This is a genomic window from Martinezella rhizogenes, assembly GCF_027460065.1.
Classification (GTDB): Bacteria; Pseudomonadota; Alphaproteobacteria; order Rhizobiales; family Rhizobiaceae; genus Agrobacterium; species Agrobacterium rhizogenes_C.
Window position 1 is genome coordinate 1 of record NZ_JAPYZZ010000025.1, and the last position, 19,902, is coordinate 19,902.

A 19,902-nucleotide genomic window follows, 5' to 3' on the forward strand; every position below is an offset into this window, starting at 1 on the left:
AAAAATCAACGAGCATGTTCGGAGAGATGGACGTTAAACCCCAAGACTGCACCGAGCACGCTCGATGCGGTCCGACATCAAAAAGGCAAGCCTTGATCAGAGGGGCCCGGTCCGCAGCCACGATGTAGGGCATGTAAATTGAGTTTCAATAGCAGTATTCGAACGGCGTGCTTTTGAGCAGATAACGTCGTGCAACGGGAAAAAAAGAAAAGATTCTGGGTGCCAGGCTCTTGAAGGGGAAAAACAGCGTTCCCAATTGTTCGCCAACCCGCTGGTCCGGGCCCCTCTGGTGAGAGCCGTCGGCGCTCTCGCGATGTCGGACCCTTTCGACATCGCGCGCCGACAGAGGCTCAGTTTCTTGGAAACATCATTTTTGTTCGTGGAGTGGCTGGGTAAGCCTCTCTGGATGTGGGCCGGCTTTCTGGGCCTGGTGATTGCGATACTGTCGTTCGATCTCGGCGTCCTGCACAAGGAAAACAAGGAAATCGGTGTCAGTGAAAGCATCAAGCTTTCGGTGCTTTACATCTCGCTCGGCCTCGCTTTCGGTGGTTGGGTATGGTGGTATCTGGGCGCGGAATCCGGACTTGCCTACATGACGGGCTTCGTCGTCGAAAAGACACTGGCCCTCGACAACGTCTTCGTCATCGCCCTCATCTTTTCCTTCTTTGCTGTTCCACGCCTTTACCAGCACCGTGTGCTCTTCTGGGGTATTCTCGGCGTCATCCTCTTGCGCGCGATCATGATTGGCGTCGGCGCGACGCTGGTGGCCGAGTTCTCGTGGCTGCTTTATGTCTTTGCCGCGTTCCTGATCGTGACCGGCATCAAGATGCTTATCATGAAGGATGCCGAGCCGGATGTGTCAAAGAACCCGATCATTCGCTTCATGCGCCGTCGCTTCAACCTTACCGACAGCCATCATGGTGAACGCTTTTTCGTGAAGCAGGCGCATCCGCAGACCGACAAGATGGTCTGGTTCATCACGCCGCTGTTCATGGCCCTGGTCTTGGTCGAAGTCGCCGACGTCATTTTTGCCGTAGACTCGGTTCCTGCGATCTTTGCCATCACGACGGACCCGTTCATCGTCTACACGTCGAACATCTTCGCGATCCTCGGTTTGCGCGCCCTCTACTTCGCGTTGGCGGCAATGATCCATCGCTTCAAATATCTGAAGCCGGCTCTTGCGATCGTCCTCGTCTTCATCGGCTCGAAGATCTTCGTCGCTGACATGCTGGGTCTGGAAAAATTCCCCGCTGCCCTGTCGCTCGGTATCACCTTCGCGATCATTATAAGCGGCGTCGTCTGGAGCTTGCTGAAGACCCGCGCCAAGCCGCTGCCGCCCCATTGAATCTACCCGGCACACTGCTCGTCCCCTTCCAACACAACCAACCTCAAGGAACACATCCATGTTCTCAGAAATTATCGCTGCGATTTTTTCAATATTCATCATCGAACCGATGCAAGCCGAAATAGCTGACCGTGTGGCGGCAGCAAAAGCGCCTGCCGAGATCGTCCGCGCTTCGCAGGAGTGCCTGGCAACACAGGCGCCCCGTCTTATCGATCGCGCAACAAATGATATGGGTTGGGCGCTCTCCTATACCGTCCGCGTTTCGCTCGGCTGGAATAACCCACTCGATCTCCTGGACACGAGCGCGCCGGGTTGTGCGGCATTGGTCAATACTCTGAAACAGAATGGCGAGGATAGCGCAGTATGACGGGGAGAGAACAGCAGCCGCAGGGCGAAGGGATCGCATCGACCCGCCTCCGTGAATTGGCCGCTCTTGGTCGAGCTGAAGGCAGCATTGAAATCGGCAAGGCTTTGTCCGTCATGGGGCAAGCCGGCACTGCCCTTATCATCCTGCTTCTGACACTGCCGGCACTTTCGCCGATCCCAGGACCATTCGGAATGGTCTTTGGAACGGCGCTTGCGCTGGTGGCGCTTCAGATAGCTTCCGGATGCGAGACGATCTGGCTGCCGGTGAGTCTTAAAAAACGCCGTCTGTCGTCAAGCACGATCGATGTCACCCTTCGCTACACCGGCCCGCTGATCGCTCGGGCAGAAAAAATCATGCGCCGTGACCGACTTGCTGTTCTGACCGGCAATCCGGTTCAAATGTTGCTGGGTTTTCCCATTTTCCTGCTAGCAGTCGCCATCGCTCTGCCGATACCCTTTGGAAATTTCCTGCCGGCCTTGGCCTTGATCGTCATTGCCGTCGCCCTCTTGGAACGCGATGGTCTGATCACACTGATTGGACTGATCTTCTCGGTTGTAGCCTTGGCCGCGACGGCGGCTTTGGTATATGGCGTCATTACTACAATCGGGTAACGATAACGACGTGAAACGCAGGACTGCGCATGTCGCCCAGTGACAATCGTATCTGTCGATGCCGGTCTTCAGTTCAACAACTCAGGATTCCCGCGACACCTTATCCCGGGAAAGGCCGATTGCGTATTCTGGTACAGGTGCGCTATGGGCGGGAATGGTCCGTATCCTCCATGTCCTGCACGGCGCGTGCAGTGGCTTGACGCTCTGCACAAAGATTGACGTCTTTTCGCCTGCCTTCGCAACCGCTATCGAGAAGGGAATTTTCCGAGCTGGCGAGTGTTTCGTCGTCGATCTTGGTGAAAGCGCGGGCCAATTTATCGAGGTCCCTGTGGGCGGAAAGCCGGCCACCCAACCTGGTGCTCAAGGCCGATATCCCCCTATCATTGTATAGATGAGCTTCCTATGGGTGACTGAGTGCTTCCGAAATGATCGCTTTAACTGCCTCACCTTGGTGCTGCGCGACTGGACTATTGCCCGCCAAGCCTGTTCCTGAAGGCGCGCCTGAAGCTGTGCCATCGCGCCTTCGAAGGCATGAAGTTCACCATTCGCAGCGTATCGGGCTGGCCGCAACGGCTGAGGACGAACGCAGGGATGTAAGTCGAGGGAGCCGGCAACGACCGCGCCGATCGTGCCCCCGTCGATTATCCGGCGGGCCGTCTGGTGCGAGCCGCCAAGAAACGTGTCTGGTGCGCAGCCGACGCGGACGCCCTTTTCCCGGGCAGCGGAGACCAGGCGCTCGGCATCAGCGAGCGTTGTCGCCAGTGGCTTTTCCGAATGTATGTGGTTGCCATGCGCCACCGCCTGCAGCCCGACCGGAACATGATGCTGCGGCGTCGTTAGGTTGAGAATGATCTCGATGCGCTGATCGGAAAGCAGCGCGTCGATGCTCATGGCGGCGACGCTATAGGTTGCCGCCTTTGTTTCGGCAGCGACCGGATTGATATCAGCGACACCGACGATATCAAGCACCGGGAATTTCGGCGCGGCCTTCAGATAGGCGTCCGAAATATTGCCGCAGCCGATGATACCCACTCCGATTCGTCGCATGGTCTCCTCCTTGAGAGGCGGCGCCATTGATGACGTGCCGGAACTCATTTGTCACCTCTTTCCAACCAGCGAACATCGTCCTGCGAAAGGCGGATGTCGAAGGCTTCCAGGCTGTGGTTGAGTTCGGCGAGCAATCGCGGACCGATCAGCGGCACGACGCGGCCCTGCTGTGCCAGCACATAGGCAAGCGCCACCTGGATCGGATTCTTGCCAAGACGTTTGCCCAGTTCGATAGCGCGATCACGGCGGGCGAAGTTACCCTCCGAATACCAGGAGCGTGCCAGTTCCGCGTCATCCAGTTTGCCGCGCCCGGCCCGGTCGGTGAAGAAACCCCGTGCCTGGCTGGACCAGGCGAAATTGGTGACTTTTTTCTCCGCGAGCCAGCCTGTCCACTTCTTGCCCGTAGACGCGATGCAGCCGGCCCAAACGGGATCGACCATCTCTGCCAGCGAGAAGTTGTTCGACAGCACACTTGGGCGGGTCTTGCCTGTCTGCTCGGCATAGGCGATCGCTTCGTCGAAGCGTTCGCGAGTCCAATTGGAACCGCCAACGGGTCCGCGAATGCGCCCGGCCTTGACCTCGGCATCCATCGCATCGACGAACTCTCCAACCGGAATGTCGGGATTGTCGCGATGCATGAAGTAGATATCGACGTAATCGGCCTTCATGCGGTCGAGGCTGACGGTGAGTTGCTTGGCGATCACGTCGGGATAGCAGAGCGGCGTATGAACACCCTTGCCGATCACTACGGTCTCTTCACGTATGCCACGGCTGCGGATCCATTCACCGATTAGGCGATCCTGCATCCCGTTGCCGTAGCCAAACGCGGTATCGACAAGATTTCCCCCGGCCTCGAAGAAGGCATCTAGAACGATGGCTGCGCCAGAGAACGTGGAGAACTCCATCAAGCCGAGGGCGGCGAGTGACATCTCCTTCGGCAGGCCTTCGATCCGGCCCCGCGCGACCTTGTTCGTCTTGCGGGTAAGCACGTCGCCTCTAAGCGTTCGCGTCCGGTTCGTGTGCTTCTCGCTCTCATATTCGAGTCCGATCGCGGCACGCCATTTGTCCATCACGCGCAGATTGCCGAGCGTATCAGCGCGGGTCATGCCGGGATAGCTGAACTCATTGCGCCCAGTGCGGATGGCATTGCTCGCCTCATCCACCTCGAAGCTGTAGAGATGGCGCGGCTCGTACACCTCTACCTCGCGGCGTGTTCCATCGGTACCGATGGTGCGGATCGTGCTCTTACCGCCCTGCTTGCCGCCGGCAAACCAGAACTGGTCGAGTTCGATGCGGCCCTTGGTGCCGATGATTCTCAGGACATTCTCCTGCGCCAGCGACACAGAGCAGGAGACTTCAGCGATGACGCCGTTCGGGAAATGGAGAAGCGCCGACGTCCACTCGTCCACGCCGGTTTCGCCGAGATGGCCGACGGCCGTCACCTTGTCGGGATCGAGAAAACCGGAGGCCTCGTCGATACCAGCGATCAACCGCGCCATGGAGACCGGATAGCCGCCGACGTCGAGAATGCCGCCGCCGGCGAGTTTGTTGGAAAACAGCCGGTGCTCGGGATCGAAGGGCAGCTTGGCAAAGCCGAAACTCGACTTGATCATTCTGATATCGCCGATGGCCTTGGCTTTCAGCAGTTCGATCAGTTTCGCCGTCAGCGGATGCAAGCGGTACATATAGGCTTCGCCGAGGAACGTGCCGGCCTTGCGCGCTGCTTCCTGCATGGCTTCCGCTTCGGCTGCCGAAAGGCCCATCGGCTTTTCGCAGAGCACATGCTTGCCAGCTTCCGCGGCCTTGATCGCCCATTCGGCATGGCCGGGGTGGGGAATGGCGACATAGACCGCGTCGATGTCGGGGTCAGCAAGCAGCGCCTCGTAGCCGTTAATGATTCGCGTGCCGGGAAAATTCTCCGCAAGGCCGGGCTTGCCGGGATTGCGGGTGCCGATGGCCTCGACGGGACCATTATACGACTGTGCGGCACCGGCGAAGAAGTCCTTGGCGATGGTGCCCGGGCCGAGAATGCCCCAGCGGACTTTGCTTGTAGCGGTCATGCTTGTATTCCTTTTCAGACGTAGCCTCGGTGGCGGCGATCGTTGCCGTGCTGGCTCTAGCCCTCAGTGTTCAATTTAATTCGATGATGGCGCAGCCGTAGCCGGCGAGTGTCAGCGCACCGGAGATGACCTTGTTGTTGTCGAGGAGGTTTTTGCCCGACGGGACGCCGGTCACCTCGGCAGGTATGTCCTTGATGTTCTGCAGGAAGAGTAGGCGCCGCTCGCCGTTCTCGCGCAAGGTCACTTCGACACCGTCAGGTAGGTCAGGCACCAGCGGTGTTACATCCGCATCCGCAAAGGTCCGTGTCGCGAGCTGGTGGGTCAGGTCCGAGGTCAGGTACGTGCCGACGTAGAGAACGCGGCCTTTGCCGACGGTGCGCGAGGTGATGACAGGCGCGCCCTCGGCGTATCGGTTGGACCAGACACCGATCGTTTCGACATCCGTTTCCGTGGCAAGGTTCTCGTAGAAATAACCGGCATCGAGTTCGCGATTGCCGAAGGTGAAACGGCGAATGCGGCGGCTTGATTCGGCCGGCCGATCGGGCGGAATGACGAGACCGCCAGAGCGGGTCATGGTGGTGAAAAGCCCTTTGGCATCAGGTGCGGCCAGCCGTCCGAAATCCTCCACGCGCACTCCGGTCAGCTTCGACAAGGAACGACCCGGCGCCGTTTCGCGGATGACGTGGTTGTTTTCGTCGCGCGTGCCGGTTCTGGCCCCGATGATGACGGTGCCGCCGTTGCGGGCAAAGTCTTCCAGCCGCTCCGTCCATTCATCTTTCCAGATTACCCAATGCGGGACATAGAAGACCTTCAACTTCGACAGGTCGTCTTCCGGATGAATGAAGCCGCAGGCGATGCCCCGATCGTAACAGTACTGATGCAGCAGTATGGCATTATCCTGCGGGCTCGGAAGGCCGATCGGGAAGGTCTTGTGGGCCTCCTGGTTGTCGAAGTCGGAGCCGGCGATACCGACATCCATGCGCACCCAAGTGCCGAGGATCTTGTCCTTCAGCGCCGTCATCTCGGTCGCGAATTGTTTGGCTTCGTCATATCGGTGACGAGCGACGTCATCGTGGTCGATGACCCCCATCCAGTAGATTTCGGCGCCGAAATGGGCCGGGCGCCAGCGGAAGAACATGACGCCGTCGGCGCCACGCGCCACCGACGACATCGCCATGCGGCGCATTTCGCCGGGCTCCGGCGTCAGCGTGCAGAAGCCCGGCTGGGCGCCGAAGCCGGATTGCTGCTCCGGCACGATGTAGTTGCCGGAAAAGCCGCGGCAGATGTCGAGATGCAGTGCCTGGGCCTTCGCATGGTCGCCGAATCGGAAGAACTCGTCATAGAGGAACGGATAGATATCGTAACCGACGAAATCGAGATCGGTCGAGAACTGGCCGCGAAAGTCGATGTCGCGCAGGCCGCCGAGATTGTGGAAGATGAACCAGTCCTTGTTCATCGCGCGCAGGATCTCGACTTGGTCGTGCTGGAAGCGGGCGGTCGAGAAGGCGAGGAAACGGTGGTAGTCCTGCAGATGGCCTGGACCGGGGAAGGTCGGGGCAAAATCCTGCGGGAAGACGACCTGGCTGAAATCGTCGTAAGCCGTCGCCCAGAAATCCCCGCCCCAGGCGAAGTTAAGTTTGTCGATGGTCTTGTAGGTGTCCTCAAGATAGGCGTGGAACTCTTTGAGCGCCGAGGCCGAGTAGGATTCCGGCATGCTGGTGTTGAGTTCGTTGTCGGTCTGCCAGCCGATGACATCAGGATTGTCGCGATAGTGCTCCGCCATCGCGCTGGTGATCTTGCGGCTGTAGTCGCGAAAGACCGAGCTCGATGTATCGGCGTGCTGGCGCGAACCATGGCTCATCGACCGGCCGTTGCCGTCGACGCGCAGGATTTCCGGGTGCTTTACGGTGAGCCAGCGCGGCGGAGTCGCGGTCGGCGTGCATAGGATCGTCTTGACTTCGTGGCGGCCAAGCCCGGCAATTGCCTGGTCGAACAGATCAAAATCGAAGATGCCCTCGCGCGGCTCGAAGATGTGCCAGGCGAACTCACCAAGCCGCGCGGCGTTGAAACCGGCCTCCGCCATGCGACGGGCGTCATTGTCCCAATAGCTCTCGTTCACATGCTCGGGATAATGTGGCGTGCCGACCAGGAAGCGGTCGGTGTCGATAGTGCGCCAGACGGAAAGGGTACGTGAATTCTCGGTCATGAATATGGCTCCTGAAGCGGCAGGTCAGTCGGCGAGGATGGGTTTGCGGGCGCTGATCGTCCGCCCATCGCCGGAAGAGAAAAGGTAGAGTTTACGGGGGTCGATGCTGAGGCCGATGGCCGTGTCGTTGGAGACGGCGGTCACATGGCCGATTTGGACGGTGACATTGCCGGTGCCGCTCTCGGAACTGACGCACTGCAACTGGCCTGCATCGACATAGAGAATGGTTTCGCGGCCGAGATGTTCGACCAGCCGGATGTTACCCGAGAGTGTCGCGGTTGCGGAGCCGGAAACGACGCCCAGATCTTCCGGGCGGATGCCCATGGTCAGCTTTTCGCCGGCTTGGACCGTTGCGCCCTCGGCCAGCTCGACGGTCAATGGCGAGAGGCCAGCCGTCGACACAGTGGCAGCGTGACCGGATGTGGAATCCACGATCACCTCGAAGAAGTTCATCCGCGGCGCGCCAAGGAAGCCGGCGACGAAGAGGTTGGCGGGGTTGCGGTAGAGTTCCAGCGGCGAGCCGACCTGCTCGATCGAGCCGTGGTTGAGCACGACGATGCGGCTCGCCATGGTCATCGCCTCGACCTGATCGTGGGTGACGTAGACCATTGTCGCGCCGAGCTTGGCGTGAAGGCTGGAAAGTTCGACCCGCATCTGTGTGCGCAATGCCGCGTCAAGGTTGGAAAGCGGCTCGTCGAACAGGAAGACATCGGGCGAGCGGGTGATCGCCCGGCCGATGGCGACACGCTGGCGCTGGCCACCGGAAAGCTGTTTCGGCCGCTTGTCGAGCTGGTCGGTGATGCGCAGGATCTTGGCGGCGCGCATCACGGCGGCATCAATCTCGTCCTTAGGCCGGTGCGCCATGCGCAGACCGAAGCCCATGTTTTCTGCCACCGTCATATGCGGATAAAGGGCATAGGACTGGAACACCATGGCGATGCCGCGCTCGCCCGGCTCGGCATTGCTGACATCGCGGCCGTTGATGAAGATTTGACCGGAGGAGATCGTCTCAAGCCCGGCGATGGTCTTCAACAGCGTGGACTTGCCGCAGCCGGAGGGACCGACCATGACGATGAATTCGCCCTGCTCGACATCAAGGTCAATGCCACGCAGCGCGTGATAGGCGCCGTAGCTTTTCTGGATTTGGCGAAGTTGAAGACTGGTCATGGCGTCCTGCTTGCGAATTTCGGTTTCGGATCCGGCGTGCGGGGTGTTTGGCTGGTGGTCCGTCATCCCTTGACCGCTCCCATGGTGAGACCGGCGATGAAGTGCTTCTGCATCAGGAAGAACATGATGACCGGCGGCACTGCGACAACGATAGTTCCAGCCGAAATGAGGTTCCAGGCCGAGACCCATTCGCCGCGCAGGTTGGCAAGTCCGGCAGTCACCGGCTTGACGCTGTCGCTGATGGTCAGCACCACCGCCCAGAAATAATCGTTCCAGATGAAGGTGAAGAGCAGGATCGCCAGTGCCGCAAGGGCAGGGCGGACCAGCGGAATGACCACATGGACTAGCGTCTGGAAGGGCGTTGCCCCTTCGGCGCGAGCGGCCTGGAACAGTTCGTCCGGCAGGGCGGCAATGAAGTTGCGCATGAACAGCGTAGCAAAGCCGGTCTGGAAGGCGACATGGAAGACAATCAGCGCCATCGTCGTGTCGTAGAGGTTGAGCCGCACCATCAGGTCGCGCACCGGGATCATCATGATCTGGTGCGGCAGGAAGTTGCCTCCGACGAAAAGCGCGAAGACCAACATGTTGCCGGGAAACCGATAGCGCGACAGCACGTAGCCGGCGAGCGTGCTCAAGATCAGAACGCCGATCACCGACGGGATTGTGATGACGAGGCTGTTGAGGAAATACTGTGCCATCGGCGTCTGCGTGAAGACCGCCGTATAGTTCTCGATCAGGCCGAACTGGGTCGGCCAACCCCAGAGATTGCCGCCCATTACATCCTGCATCGAGCGGAACGAGGTGAGGATGACGGCAAAGAGCGGTCCCAGCCAGACGATCAGGATGCCGACGACGACAGCGACATAGAGGCGGCGCTGCCAGATTGCGCTTTCGGGAATGGGACGAGGATACATCAGACTCCCCTTTCTTCAGCGCGAATGATCCGCGTGAGGTACCAGACGATGAAGACGGCCATGATGACGAACAGCACCGAGGCGATCGCCGCGCCATAGCCGAAGCGATAGGAAAAGATCGACTGTTCGAACATCTGGTAGGCGAGCACCGAGGACGAGCCGAACGGTCCGCCGCGGGTCATCACAGAGACCATGTCGAAGGAGCGCAAGGCGCCAACGACGGTGACGGCGATGGCGATGAAAGTGACTTGTGTCAGTTGCGGCAGCACGATGTGGCGCAGCATGTTCCAACCCTTGGCGCCATCGATGCGTCCGGCGCCGATCAGGTCTTCGCTCAGATTGTTGAGGCCGGCCAGATAAAGCACCATGCAGAAGGCGATCTGCGGCCAGAGAGCTGCGAGGACCACGGCGAAGGTAACGAAATTCTCGTCCGAGAGGAGGGCCGGCGCCGTTGCGCCGAAGAAGCGGAAGATCACCGCCAGAAGCCCGAATTGCGGCGTATAAACCCAGGAGAAGACAACGCCAACTGCGACCGAAGCCAGCACCAGCGGAATGAAGAACAGCGATTTCAAAAACCGCATACCGCGAATCTTCTGGTTGACAAGAAGCGCGATGGCGAGGCCCAGCGGCGGCGCCATCATGAACATCGCCAGCCAGATCACATTGTTCTTCAGTGATACGTAAAACTGCGGATCGTTAAACAGCTCGCGATAGTTTCCGAAGCCGATCCAGATCATTGGGCCGAAGCCATCCCATTCGTGTAAGCTGATCCACAGGCTCTGCACCGAAGACGCCAGGATGACGACGGAAAAGAGAATTGCGGCGGGCATGATCAGAAGGGTTGGTGTCAGCCACCATCGATGGCGGCGCCAAAGGGTCTTCATGCTTGGGTTACCTCATTCACAACACGGAATCTGGAAGGCATCGGGGAGCGAGACAAAGTCCCGCTCCCCTCCGCCGGGAGGCGCTAGATCTTGAAGATCCGGCGGCGAGTTCCCTCGAGGCGCTGAAGGACGGCATCCCTGCGCTCCGGTTTTGCCATGAATTCCTGGAAGCCGATGAGGCCTGCCTGGGCCATGTCCGGATCGGTGTCGCGGTCGTAGTATTGGGATGTTCCGGCCACCGTCTTCAGGCTTTCCACTGCGGCATTGACCAACGGATCCTTGCTGGCCGGAAGACCGTTGCGCGGCGGAACGTTGCCCGCGGGCTCCAGATAGGCGCTCAGATTTTCCGGCTGGTAGAAGAAGGCGAGGAACTCGCGGGCGCCCGCCTTGTTCTTCGCATTGGCGGGAATATGGACCGAATTGACCGAGAACTCCTCGTAGCGATCAATGCTCTCTATCTTGGGGAAGGGGGCGAAGGTCAGCTGCCCGATATCCTGCTCCGGGAAGGCATATTTCACGAAGGCGCCGAGATTCATCATGCCGGCCTTTTTCTGGGCGAGGAAAGCGCCAGCTTCCTGCCAGCCGAACGAGGTGTGATCCGGTGTGAAGAAGCCCTGCTTGATCAGTTCTTCCCAATGGTCGAAGACAGGCTTTAGCGTCGCATCAGTGTAGGCCATCTCGCCGTTCATCAGGGCAAAATGCTTGTCGAGGCCATTGATGCGCAGGTTCATCTGATCGAACCAGCCGGCAGCCGGCCAAAGCTCCTTGGTGCCAATCGCGACCGGCGTGAGGCCGGCGTCCTTCGATTTCTGGCCATAGGCGAGGAATTCGTCCCAGGTCGCAGGCACGGCCAGACCGTGCTCGGCGAAGACGTCTTTGCGATAGAACATGCCCCACATGGTGCCGCCGGTCGGCAAGCCGTACTGCTTGCCATCGACGGTCACGGCGCCGGTGGTGGCGCCCAGCACATCCTTGTATTTTTCCTTCTCGAAAAGATCGGAAACATCATCGAACAGTCCGCGGTTGACGAAAGCCTTCATGCGGTTTCCGGAAAACCAGAAGCAGACATCGGGGGCGCCGGCGACCAGATAGTTACGGATCGCCGTCTTGTGCGCCTCGTGGTCCATGTTGTTGATGACGACCTTGGTGCCTGACTGCTTTTCGAAATCCGCGCCAATGCGCCGCAACGCTTCCAGCGCCTTGGCGTTGCTTTCCGCAGAGATGACCGTGACCTCGGCCGATTGGGCGAGGGATGGCATTGAGAAACCCGTCAGTGCCGCCGCGGACACGCCGCCTGCGGTTTTGAGGAACGCACGTCTTGTTGATGCCTGTTCGATGCACTTGAATGTCATTTTCACTCCTCCCGTTGCCATTTCATTCAATCATTCACGCCGCTACAACCCTTCTCCTCAATGGCTGTCCGAAGCGCGACAGGACGCAGCGAATCCTCGGGCAAAACGTTTGTTTACCCGCTCCTTTCGGATCCCTGTGATTTGTCGGAACGAACCGGATTAAATGTCGCTGAATCCGGTTCTGGTGTTGATCAGTCGGGTAAAGTTTGCATATATCCAAATCAGAGGCAATGATTAATTTACAAAATAAAGAAAGAAAGCCTGTGAAATTGAAAGGTGACCAAAGCACGGCCAGGGCAATGAACCGCAGACTGATCCTCAATCTTCTGCGGCAGGACGGCGCGCGCAGTCGCGCCGATATTGCCTCGGTGACAGGGCTCAGTCCGGCGGCGGTGACCTTTGTGGTGGCTGATCTGATCGATGAAGGCTTGCTGATCGAAGGCAAGACTGTTGCCGGGTCGGCCGGACGTCGCCCCATACCGGTTGACATCAACTATGCTGGAGGCCTTGCCATCGGCTTCAAGCTAATGGTCGGCTCGGTCGAATGCGTCGTTACCGATCTTTCCACCAATCCGCTCGGCTCAATGCGTCTGCCGCTCGCGGGCCACGATCCGGATCACATCACAACGACGCTAGCGAAGGCCGTGCCTCAACTTGTATCGATTGTCGATCGACCAGAGGCGCGGCTGGCGGGCATAGGTATTTCGATACCCGGCGTTGTTGACAATCAGAAAGCCGTCTGTGTCCGCAGCCATCGCTACAATTGGGATAACGTGCCGCTCGGCCCGATGATGGCCGAACGGGTCAATGTTCCAGTCTGGCTGGAGGATGACACCAACGCCTACGCGATCGCTCAGCAACTGTTCGGTCTTGGGCGTCAGCATCGGAACATGGCTGTGCTGGCGATCGGCGTCGGCATTGCCTGTGCGCAGATATTCGAGGGCAAGCTCTATCGCGGCGCAAATGGTGCTGCCGGTAAGTTCGGCCACGTCTCCTACGAGGAAAATGGACGTCCGTGCGAGTGCGGAAAACGCGGCTGTCTGATGGCCTATTATGCGGAACCGGCGATCCTCAGCACGTGGCGCGACGCGACGGGGCGTGGAGGGGACGCTGGCAGGTCCGAATTGCTCGCTGCCTTGAAGAGAGGCGAGCCCGAGGCTGCTGCCGTTCTGGAGGAAGCGGGAAACGGCATCGGCCGGCATCTCGCCAATCTCGTCAATGTCACCGATCCGGAAGTCATCGTTGTTGGTGGCGAGGCGGTAGCCTTCGGCGATGCGCTGTTTGGACCGTTGCGTGCCGCATTGAAGAAAAACACGTTTCGCGCTCCGCCATCAGTCCTGCCGGATTGGGAAGACAATTCATGGGCAAGAGGTGCTGCCGCTCTCGTCACGCAAAAGCTCTTCGATTTCGAAACGTCTGCGGGAAATGCGCTTCCGCAGACTGCTGGAACTGCCCGACAAAAAGGCGAGCCATTCTTGCGCTGATCGGGGACAGGGGGTGAGATTGGATCGCCCGCTGACAGGCTCGGCGCCAGTGTCTGCTCTACATAGGGGAGGAACACGTTGCCGTTCATGGCTCCGTCGTAGACGAACGGCGTGATCGGCCGCGACTGACCGCGTTGTTCGACTGGTGGCGTCGCCTTAACAGATTTATTGTGATGCGGACGGTATCTCGGCGCATGACCTAAGTCTCACCCAAGCACTCTTGCTGCTACGGCATCTTCAGCCCGTCCCGCAGCAGATGCGCTCGACGTTTACGATCCAGCTAGCCTGTAGCATCGCAGTGATGCGACGATAGCGATAGCGGCCATACTGGAGAGCGAGCGCCGTGATCTCGGGGGTCAACGCCGCTTCGTCATTCGGGGTCTTTGCGATCTTGCGTCGCGTCGAACGATGCTTGCCGAGAATCCGGCACGCCCGTTTCTCGCACACGCCGTTCCTCGATAACATGATCCACGCCGGCGCGGCGGCGGGCGGAGCTTAGAAGTTTCCCCTAGCGGTCTCGGCAAGGATCATCTTGTCCAGCGTGAGATCGGAAACGGCACGCCGGAGCCGGGCATTCTTGGCTTCCAGCTCTTTCAACCGCTTCACATGGTCGCCCTCCAAGCCGCCGTATTCAGACCGCCAACGGTAGTATCTAACTTTTCGTCACGCCTATTGACCGGATCTTTTTAGCCATCGATTTTCCCTGCCATTCAATGTCCTTCCTCCGCTCAATAGTCATACTGTTGATTTCCACTGAGAGCTGACCCGGCGCAGCCTAAAATAGGGGGTGCGGACGAAAACTTGGACCACCAAGGAGGTAGTTCATGTATTCCTACGCAGATAGACTTCGAGCCGTTGAGCTTTATATCCGGCTTGGCAAGCGACTTAACTCGACCATTCGACAGTTGGGTTATCCCACCAAGAATGCGCTGAGGGGCTGGTACCGCGAGTACGTACAGCATCTCGACCTGCGTACTCAGCCGGTAGCGCGAGTGCCAAAATATTCCGAGGCTCAGAGGCAGGCGGCACTTGAGCACTTTCGCGCCCATGATCGTTGCATCTCTGCGACGATGAGGGCACTTGGCTATCCCGGACGAGGGACACTGACCGCATGGGTCCGGGAGGCATTTCCTGAGACGCGAACATCGATGGTCGGTCGATCGTGGCACCCTGGCTATTCCGACGAGGTCCGGCAAGCGCGGGTCATCGAACTATGCAGTGGAGATGAAAGCGCTCAACAGGTGGCTGACCGGCTGGGCGTCTCAAGGCCGACATTGCACAGCTGGAAAGATCAGCTTCTCGGTCATGAGGCCCCTTCATCTATGAAACGCCGCAAAGCCAACTCTAAAGTGCCAGAACATGAGGAACTCGAGCGCCAGCTTGAAGCCCTCCAGCGTGATGTCCGTACCTGGGCGTCGATCTGCAGATCCTGAGTACTCGGGAAAAGACCCAGCTGATTGACGCCCTTAAGGAAGTTTATCGATTGCCAGAGCTGCTTGCCCAGCTTCGGATTGCCCGTAGCTCCTACTTCTACCATCGCGCCCGCATGTGCCTGGCAGACAAGTATGCCGCCGTCCGCCACAGCCTAGCGGAAATCTTTGAAGCAAACCGTCGTTGCTACGGCTATCGGAGACTACAGGCGTCGCTGGCCAAGCAGAGCGTGATAATCTCGGAAAAGGTTGTCCAGCGATTGATGAAGCAGGAGCAACTGGTCGTTGCCACACCGCGTCGACGGCGGTTTGGACCATATCTGGGAGAAATCAGTCCCGCACCCGACAACCTGATCAACCGCGACTTCAATGCAAAGGCGCCGAACTTGAAATGGCTGACAGATATCACCGAGTTCCAGATCCCAGCTGGCAAGGTGTACCTTTCGCCCATCATCGATTGCTTTGACGGCATGGTCATAAGCTGGTCGATTGGAACACAACCAGATGCGGGCCTGGTCAATACGATGCTGGATGCAGCCATCGGAACCGTGAATGATGGCGAAGAACGACCAATCATCCATTCTGATCGCGGAGCCCATTATCGCTGGCCCGGCTGGCTAGCCCGTATCAGCGAAGCAAAATTGGTTCGCTCGATGTCCCGAAAGGGTTGTTCGCAAGACAACGCCGCGTGCGAAGGGTTCTTCGGTCGGCTGAAAACCGAACTCTTCTATCCACGAGACTGGAAGACCGTAACGATCGAACAGTTCGTCGCCGAGGTGGATGCATATATTCGATGGTACAATGAGAAGCGTGTCAAGAAATCGCTGGGATCACTCAGCCCGGTCGAGCATCGTCAGAGCCTCGGCCTGAACTTATGAAGTAGTCTAATTTTTTATCCGCACCCCCGCCGGGTCAGTTCTCAGTGGCAATCAACATGCCTTGGTCAGCGAGATGATGGAGGCCCGTTACGAACGGGGTCTGCTACCGTTCCAGAAGTAGGTGGCCGCCTGCCAGCTTCTCATCATTACGAGCTGGGCTTTGTGCAGCTCTCCAAGACCGGCACGGAGTTGCTGTTCGAGCTGATATCAAGAGAGCTTGCGCACCCAGCTTGTTTCACATAGGTTCAATAATTGAAGTAACTGATTTGCACGATTGGTATTGATAATATGAGATCGGATGGGAGATGAAATGTTTGTGCGTGCCCTGCTTGAGCTTAGCCAATATGGATCAGATCGACGACTGGACCTGCTCAGCGCTACTCAAAAGTCGGAACAGGCCGCGCGTCTTAAGTGGCGGTATCGCTTCCACATGCCACATGGGAAGTGGAGCTGCGGATGAAGACTAAGTCATTCTCGGGCATGCGCTGCTCCATTGCAGGAGCATTGGAACAGATCGGCGACCGATGGGCCTTGCTGGTGATACGCGACCTGTCGCTCGGCCTCAGTCGCTACGACGACCTGCGGGCCAGCACGGGAATTCCGGCCGCGACGCTTGCGGCGCGGCTTAAGCATCTGACCGCGTCGGGCATCATCGAACGTCTCCGCTATCAGGAGCGCCCGCCGCGTGACGAATACCGCCTGACCCGTAAGGGTCGCGACCTGTGGAAGGTCAGCGTGGCGTTACGCGAATGGGGTGATCGCTGGGATGCGACCGGATTTGCGGCGCCCTCTATCGAAATGATCGATCGAGAGACCGGCCGTCCCCTGACCTTGGCACTGGTCGATGCTGTGACCGGTGAGATCTTGTCGCTTGAACGTGTTGGGCTGCGGCCGGGCCCGGGAGCCGATGACGCCACTCACCGCCTTTTAACTGCAACAGGAACCGACTGATGTCCCGTAACATCGAATTCTTCTACGATTTCCGTAGCCCGTACTCCTATCTCGCGTTCACCCAGCTTCGCGGGCTGAACGCCTCGATCGACTTCAAGCCGATGAAGGTGCTAACGGTGATGGAGAAGGTTGGCAACACGCCGACCACGATCACCTGCGCCGCCAAAGGCCGGTACGCGCGCACCGATCTTGGCCGCTGGGCGCAACGTTACGGGCTTGCGCTCAACCCCTCGGACATGCGGACGAATGACGGCGAGGCAATGGCGCGCGCGGTGATCGTGGCCGCAGCGGAGCAGCGCGCGGACGTGACGCTCGCGCTGTTCCGCGCCATCTGGAGCGAAGGCCGATTGCTGGCGACGTCGGAAGCCGTTGTTGCCGAGCTCGCTGCAGCGGGCATCGACACTGCGGTTATCGCTGACAGGATCGACGTGGAAGAGGCGGTGGCTCAACTCGACGGCTTCACTGACGAGGCGGCGACGCGCGGGGTTTTCGGGTCGCCGACAATGATTGTCGATGGCGCAATGTTCTTCGGCAATGATCGGATCGACTTTCTGCGTGAGGAAATCGCGCGCCTGGAGGCGGCGGCATGAGCAATATCCAAAAGCCGCTCGCGCTTGTCACCGGAGTCGGCCCGGGGACGGGGACTGCAACCGTCCGCCGTTTCGTGGAAGGAGGTTATCGTGTGGCGATGCTGGCCCGCAATGCCGACCGGCTCATCGCGCTGGAGCGCGAAATCGCCGACACGATCGCGGTGCCATGCGATGTTTCCGATCCAGAGGCGCTGGCACGCACGATCGAGCGGGTGGGCGCTCCGAAGGTGGTGATCCACAACGCGGTCGGGGGAGCGTTCGGCACCTTCGACAAGATCGAGGCGGAGACGCTCGTCCGCAACTTCGAGATCAACGCCATGGCGCTGTTCCATCTCGCCCGCCTGACTGCACCCGCGATGATCGAGGCCGGCGAAGGGGCGATCGTCGTTACCGGCAATGGCGCTTCGCAACGGGGCAAGGCGGCTTTCGCGGGCTTTGCGCCAACAAAGGCGGCACAGCGCATCCTTGCCGAATCCCTGGCGCGTGATCTCGGACCCAAAGGTGTCCACGTTGCGTATCTCGTTATCGATGCAGCCATTGACGTTCCTTGGCAACGTGAGCTCCAGCCGACTAAACCGGATGACTTTTTCATCTCGCCGACGTCTATCGCGGCCGAAGTATTCCACCTCGCACATCAGCCACGGGACGCCTGGTCGTTCTTGGCCGAGGTACGACCGTTTCACGAGCAATGGTGAGCACAAGAATGAGCAAAACCGAAGATAACCGCCCGGATGGGCTGGCCCATTTACGATCCCTGCTTGCCGCTGGCCGGCGAGCGCCGATGGGTGATACCCTGAATTTTCACCTGGTCGAGGTCGATCGAGGAAGAGCCGTATTCGAAGGAATACCCGACGGCAGGGCGTATAACCCGCTGGGTGCGGTGCACGGTGGTTATGCGGCTACTTTACTCGACAGCGCGTGCGCGATTGCCACGCATACAGTTATGGAACCCGGACGCGGCCATACGACGCTTGAGTTGAAGGTATCCTACCTGCGCGGACTCAGCGCCGAGAGTGGAACGGTCCGCGCCACAGGGCGAGTTATCTCCTGCGGGCGCCGTGTTGCCTTTGCCGAGGCTGAACTTCACGACGGCGCCGGAAGACTTTGCGCCACAGCGACTTCGACGCTTTTGGTTTTCGACGTTGAGCCCGGGGGACGCGGTGCACTTGAGCCACTGGAAGCGACGGGAGGCGACCAATGAAGGCCTATGCCCTGGATCGCTATGGAGAGCCGCTAACGCTTCACGATCTTCCCGAGCCAGTCGCCAGTCCAGGCGAAGTGGTGGTCGAAATAAATGCAAGCAGCGTTAATCCGCTAGACGAGAAGCTCCGCACGGGCGCCTTCAAGGCGATCCTGCGGTATGACATGCCGCTGGTCCTTGGGCATGATCTTGCCGGCACTGTCATTGCCGTCGGCGAAGGCGTGCGGCGTTGGAGGGTCGGCGACCGGGTGTTCGCCTGTGTCGGCGGGGACCGCGTCGGTACCTTTGCCGAGCGGATCGCGGTCGCCGAAGCCGATCTCGCCCCCATCCCGGCGAACCTGGATCCGCCAGCAGCCGCGGCACTACCGCTAGTGTCGCTTACCGCCTGGCAAGTGCTGGTCGAACGCGCGAAGGTGCGGCCGGGACAACGAGTGCTCGTGCATGCCGGTTCGGGCGGCGTCGGCACGGTAGCGATCCAACTTGCCAAGCATTTGGGAGCTCATGTCGCAACCACCGTTGGAACCGCCAACCTCGCGCTTGTTCGCGATCTTGGTGCCGATGAGGTGGTTGATTACCGCCAGGAGGCATTTGAGCAGCGTTTAAGTGATTATGATGTTGTACTTGATACGCTCGGCGGCGATGTGACGGTGAAGTCTCTCAATGTGCTCAAGCCCGGAGGAATGCTGATCTCGATCGCTGGGCCGCCTGATCCTGCCTTTGGGGAAAGGATCAACGCTAACTGGTTGGTCAAACAATTCATCAGATTTGGAAGTTATTCGATCCGCAAAAAGGCGCGAGTACGCAGTATCGATTACAGCTTTCTGTTCATGCGCCCGGATGGTGACCAACTTGCGGAAATCGGGAGGCTGATTGAAGCAGGCGCTCTGCGCCCAGTCATTGATAGCGAATTCTTGTTCGAGGAGACCGTCGCCGCCTTGAAGCGATCGGCAACTGGGCGAGCGCGAGGGAAGGTCGTCATCCGGCAAACGGTGCGTGCGCGAGACGGAGCGGCTGGAACGGCAAAATAGCGCTGACGGTCAATAGCCGCGTCGTCGCGTCAAAGTGTATAATCTTGACTGATCCTCACAGTTATAGAATTACCATTTAATAGCCCCATACCAAAGCTCGAGATATGGAGGGGCTCGTCCAGAAGTTAGTACGTCGCCAGGATGAGGCCTAATCGCTATCCGGTCCCTCGTGGTGATGTTGGCAGACCAACGTGGAGGATGCAGGAGGAGCAGCCGTCTTTGCACCAGTCCTTATCGAGTTGGGCCGATCGAGAAGGGCTCCGAAGGAAGGCCTCGGCCGTTCTTCATTCGATCCCGCCCTGTGCTTGAACAGCTATTGTAATGGGTGTCGAAATGACAAGCATATATTCTGGTCCCGTCTTCGAGATCGCAAAGCCACACGCGCCG

At 59.1% G+C, this 19,902-nt stretch carries 17 protein-coding genes and 2 pseudogenes; 10 read left to right on the forward strand and 9 right to left on the reverse strand.

What is annotated here, in order from left to right:
• Positions 1–358: 358 nt before the first annotated feature.
• From O8B93_RS25045 to O8B93_RS25055, 3 genes are read left to right on the forward strand one after another with little or no spacing between them, the layout of a single operon-like run.
• Positions 359–1,345 carry a TerC family protein gene (locus O8B93_RS25045; protein WP_269712524.1) on the forward strand — a complete coding sequence of 329 codons (987 nt, stop codon included), beginning with the start codon at positions 359–361 and terminating at the stop codon, positions 1,343–1,345.
• A 58-nt stretch (positions 1,346–1,403) separates the two neighbouring features.
• Positions 1,404–1,712: a hypothetical protein gene (locus O8B93_RS25050; RefSeq protein WP_269712525.1), complete on the forward strand. Its 309-nt coding sequence runs from the start codon at positions 1,404–1,406 to the stop codon at positions 1,710–1,712.
• On the forward strand, positions 1,709–2,323 hold the full coding sequence (locus tag O8B93_RS25055) for an exopolysaccharide biosynthesis protein (protein WP_269712526.1): 615 nt from the start codon (positions 1,709–1,711) through the stop codon (positions 2,321–2,323). The genes O8B93_RS25050 and O8B93_RS25055 overlap by 4 nt, the downstream gene beginning before the upstream one ends.
• Before the next feature lie 142 nt (positions 2,324–2,465).
• Here the strand turns inward: O8B93_RS25055 and O8B93_RS25060 are convergent, their stop codons facing one another.
• From O8B93_RS25060 to O8B93_RS25095, 8 genes are all read right to left on the reverse strand, one after another.
• Complete coding sequence (locus tag O8B93_RS25060; protein ID WP_269712527.1) at positions 2,466–2,687, reverse strand: hypothetical protein; 222 nt, start codon at positions 2,685–2,687, stop codon at positions 2,466–2,468.
• The gene (locus tag O8B93_RS25065; protein WP_269712528.1) at positions 2,684–3,370 is read right to left on the reverse strand and encodes a Gfo/Idh/MocA family protein; all 687 of its coding nucleotides are present in this window, start codon (positions 3,368–3,370) and stop codon (positions 2,684–2,686) included. Before O8B93_RS25065 ends, O8B93_RS25060 begins: the two co-directional genes overlap by 4 nt.
• Before the next feature lie 44 nt (positions 3,371–3,414).
• Entirely contained in the window at positions 3,415–5,430 is a 2,016-nt protein-coding gene (locus tag O8B93_RS25070) for an aldo/keto reductase (protein WP_269712529.1), read from the reverse strand.
• Between the two features lie 70 nt (positions 5,431–5,500).
• Positions 5,501–7,636, reverse strand: coding sequence for a beta-galactosidase (locus O8B93_RS25075; RefSeq protein ID WP_269712530.1), 2,136 nt, complete (start codon positions 7,634–7,636; stop codon positions 5,501–5,503).
• A gap of 24 nt (positions 7,637–7,660) precedes the next feature.
• Positions 7,661–8,803, reverse strand: a complete 1,143-nt coding sequence (locus O8B93_RS25080) for an ABC transporter ATP-binding protein (protein ID WP_269712531.1) — start codon at positions 8,801–8,803, stop codon at positions 7,661–7,663.
• A 62-nt stretch (positions 8,804–8,865) separates the two neighbouring features.
• Positions 8,866–9,717, reverse strand: a complete 852-nt coding sequence (locus O8B93_RS25085) for a carbohydrate ABC transporter permease (RefSeq protein WP_269712532.1) — start codon at positions 9,715–9,717, stop codon at positions 8,866–8,868.
• Positions 9,717–10,601: a carbohydrate ABC transporter permease gene (locus O8B93_RS25090; RefSeq protein ID WP_269712533.1), complete on the reverse strand. Its 885-nt coding sequence runs from the start codon at positions 10,599–10,601 to the stop codon at positions 9,717–9,719. The genes O8B93_RS25085 and O8B93_RS25090 overlap by 1 nt, the downstream gene beginning before the upstream one ends.
• An 83-nt stretch (positions 10,602–10,684) precedes the next feature.
• Positions 10,685–11,953 (reverse strand): ABC transporter substrate-binding protein, encoded by a 1,269-nt coding sequence (locus O8B93_RS25095; RefSeq protein WP_269712534.1) that lies wholly within the window; start codon positions 11,951–11,953, stop codon positions 10,685–10,687.
• A 263-nt stretch (positions 11,954–12,216) separates the two neighbouring features.
• Between O8B93_RS25095 and O8B93_RS25100 the strand changes: the two genes are divergently transcribed.
• Positions 12,217–13,437, forward strand: coding sequence for an ROK family transcriptional regulator (locus O8B93_RS25100; RefSeq protein WP_269712535.1), 1,221 nt, complete (start codon positions 12,217–12,219; stop codon positions 13,435–13,437).
• Positions 13,438–13,692: 255 nt separating this feature from the next.
• Here O8B93_RS25100 and O8B93_RS25105 read toward each other — a convergent pair.
• Positions 13,693–14,143, reverse strand: a pseudogene (locus O8B93_RS25105) (transposase); the annotation flags it as partial.
• A gap of 118 nt (positions 14,144–14,261) precedes the next feature.
• On the opposite strand from O8B93_RS25105, the pseudogene O8B93_RS25110 reads away from it, so the two are divergent.
• From O8B93_RS25110 to O8B93_RS25135, 6 genes and pseudogenes are all read left to right on the forward strand, one after another.
• Positions 14,262–15,745 (forward strand): annotated as a pseudogene (locus O8B93_RS25110) (IS3 family transposase).
• A gap of 456 nt (positions 15,746–16,201) precedes the next feature.
• The gene (locus O8B93_RS25115) at positions 16,202–16,696 is read left to right on the forward strand and encodes a winged helix-turn-helix transcriptional regulator (RefSeq protein WP_269712536.1); all 495 of its coding nucleotides are present in this window, start codon (positions 16,202–16,204) and stop codon (positions 16,694–16,696) included.
• Positions 16,696–17,286: a 2-hydroxychromene-2-carboxylate isomerase gene (locus O8B93_RS25120; protein WP_269712537.1), complete on the forward strand. Its 591-nt coding sequence runs from the start codon at positions 16,696–16,698 to the stop codon at positions 17,284–17,286. The genes O8B93_RS25115 and O8B93_RS25120 overlap by 1 nt, the downstream gene beginning before the upstream one ends.
• Positions 17,283–17,981: an SDR family NAD(P)-dependent oxidoreductase gene (locus tag O8B93_RS25125; RefSeq protein ID WP_269712538.1), complete on the forward strand. Its 699-nt coding sequence runs from the start codon at positions 17,283–17,285 to the stop codon at positions 17,979–17,981. Before O8B93_RS25120 ends, O8B93_RS25125 begins: the two co-directional genes overlap by 4 nt.
• Positions 17,982–17,989: 8 nt before the next feature.
• Complete coding sequence (locus tag O8B93_RS25130) at positions 17,990–18,487, forward strand: PaaI family thioesterase (RefSeq protein WP_269712539.1); 498 nt, start codon at positions 17,990–17,992, stop codon at positions 18,485–18,487.
• Positions 18,484–19,515, forward strand: a complete 1,032-nt coding sequence (locus O8B93_RS25135) for an NADP-dependent oxidoreductase (RefSeq protein WP_269712541.1) — start codon at positions 18,484–18,486, stop codon at positions 19,513–19,515. The genes O8B93_RS25130 and O8B93_RS25135 overlap by 4 nt, the downstream gene beginning before the upstream one ends.
• The last annotated feature ends 387 nt before the right edge of the window (positions 19,516–19,902 follow it).

Excerpts from the sequence above, each read along its gene's own strand:
- O8B93_RS25050 (WP_269712525.1), top strand. The coding sequence starts at position 1,404 with ATGTTCTCAGAAATTATCGCTGCGATTTTTTCAATATTCATCATCGAA.
- O8B93_RS25055 (WP_269712526.1), top strand. The coding sequence starts at position 1,709 with ATGACGGGGAGAGAACAGCAGCCGCAGGGCGAAGGGATCGCATCGACC.
- O8B93_RS25065 (WP_269712528.1), bottom strand. The coding sequence starts at position 3,370 with ATGCGACGAATCGGAGTGGGTATCATCGGCTGCGGCAATATTTCGGAC.
- O8B93_RS25070 (WP_269712529.1), bottom strand. The coding sequence starts at position 5,430 with ATGACCGCTACAAGCAAAGTCCGCTGGGGCATTCTCGGCCCGGGCACC.
- O8B93_RS25075 (WP_269712530.1), bottom strand. The coding sequence starts at position 7,636 with ATGACCGAGAATTCACGTACCCTTTCCGTCTGGCGCACTATCGACACC.
- O8B93_RS25080 (WP_269712531.1), bottom strand. The coding sequence starts at position 8,803 with ATGACCAGTCTTCAACTTCGCCAAATCCAGAAAAGCTACGGCGCCTAT.
- O8B93_RS25085 (WP_269712532.1), bottom strand. The coding sequence starts at position 9,717 with ATGTATCCTCGTCCCATTCCCGAAAGCGCAATCTGGCAGCGCCGCCTC.
- O8B93_RS25090 (WP_269712533.1), bottom strand. The coding sequence starts at position 10,601 with ATGAAGACCCTTTGGCGCCGCCATCGATGGTGGCTGACACCAACCCTT.
- O8B93_RS25095 (WP_269712534.1), bottom strand. The coding sequence starts at position 11,953 with ATGACATTCAAGTGCATCGAACAGGCATCAACAAGACGTGCGTTCCTC.
- O8B93_RS25115 (WP_269712536.1), top strand. The coding sequence starts at position 16,202 with ATGAAGACTAAGTCATTCTCGGGCATGCGCTGCTCCATTGCAGGAGCA.
- O8B93_RS25120 (WP_269712537.1), top strand. The coding sequence starts at position 16,696 with ATGTCCCGTAACATCGAATTCTTCTACGATTTCCGTAGCCCGTACTCC.
- O8B93_RS25125 (WP_269712538.1), top strand. The coding sequence starts at position 17,283 with ATGAGCAATATCCAAAAGCCGCTCGCGCTTGTCACCGGAGTCGGCCCG.
- O8B93_RS25130 (WP_269712539.1), top strand. The coding sequence starts at position 17,990 with ATGAGCAAAACCGAAGATAACCGCCCGGATGGGCTGGCCCATTTACGA.
- O8B93_RS25135 (WP_269712541.1), top strand. The coding sequence starts at position 18,484 with ATGAAGGCCTATGCCCTGGATCGCTATGGAGAGCCGCTAACGCTTCAC.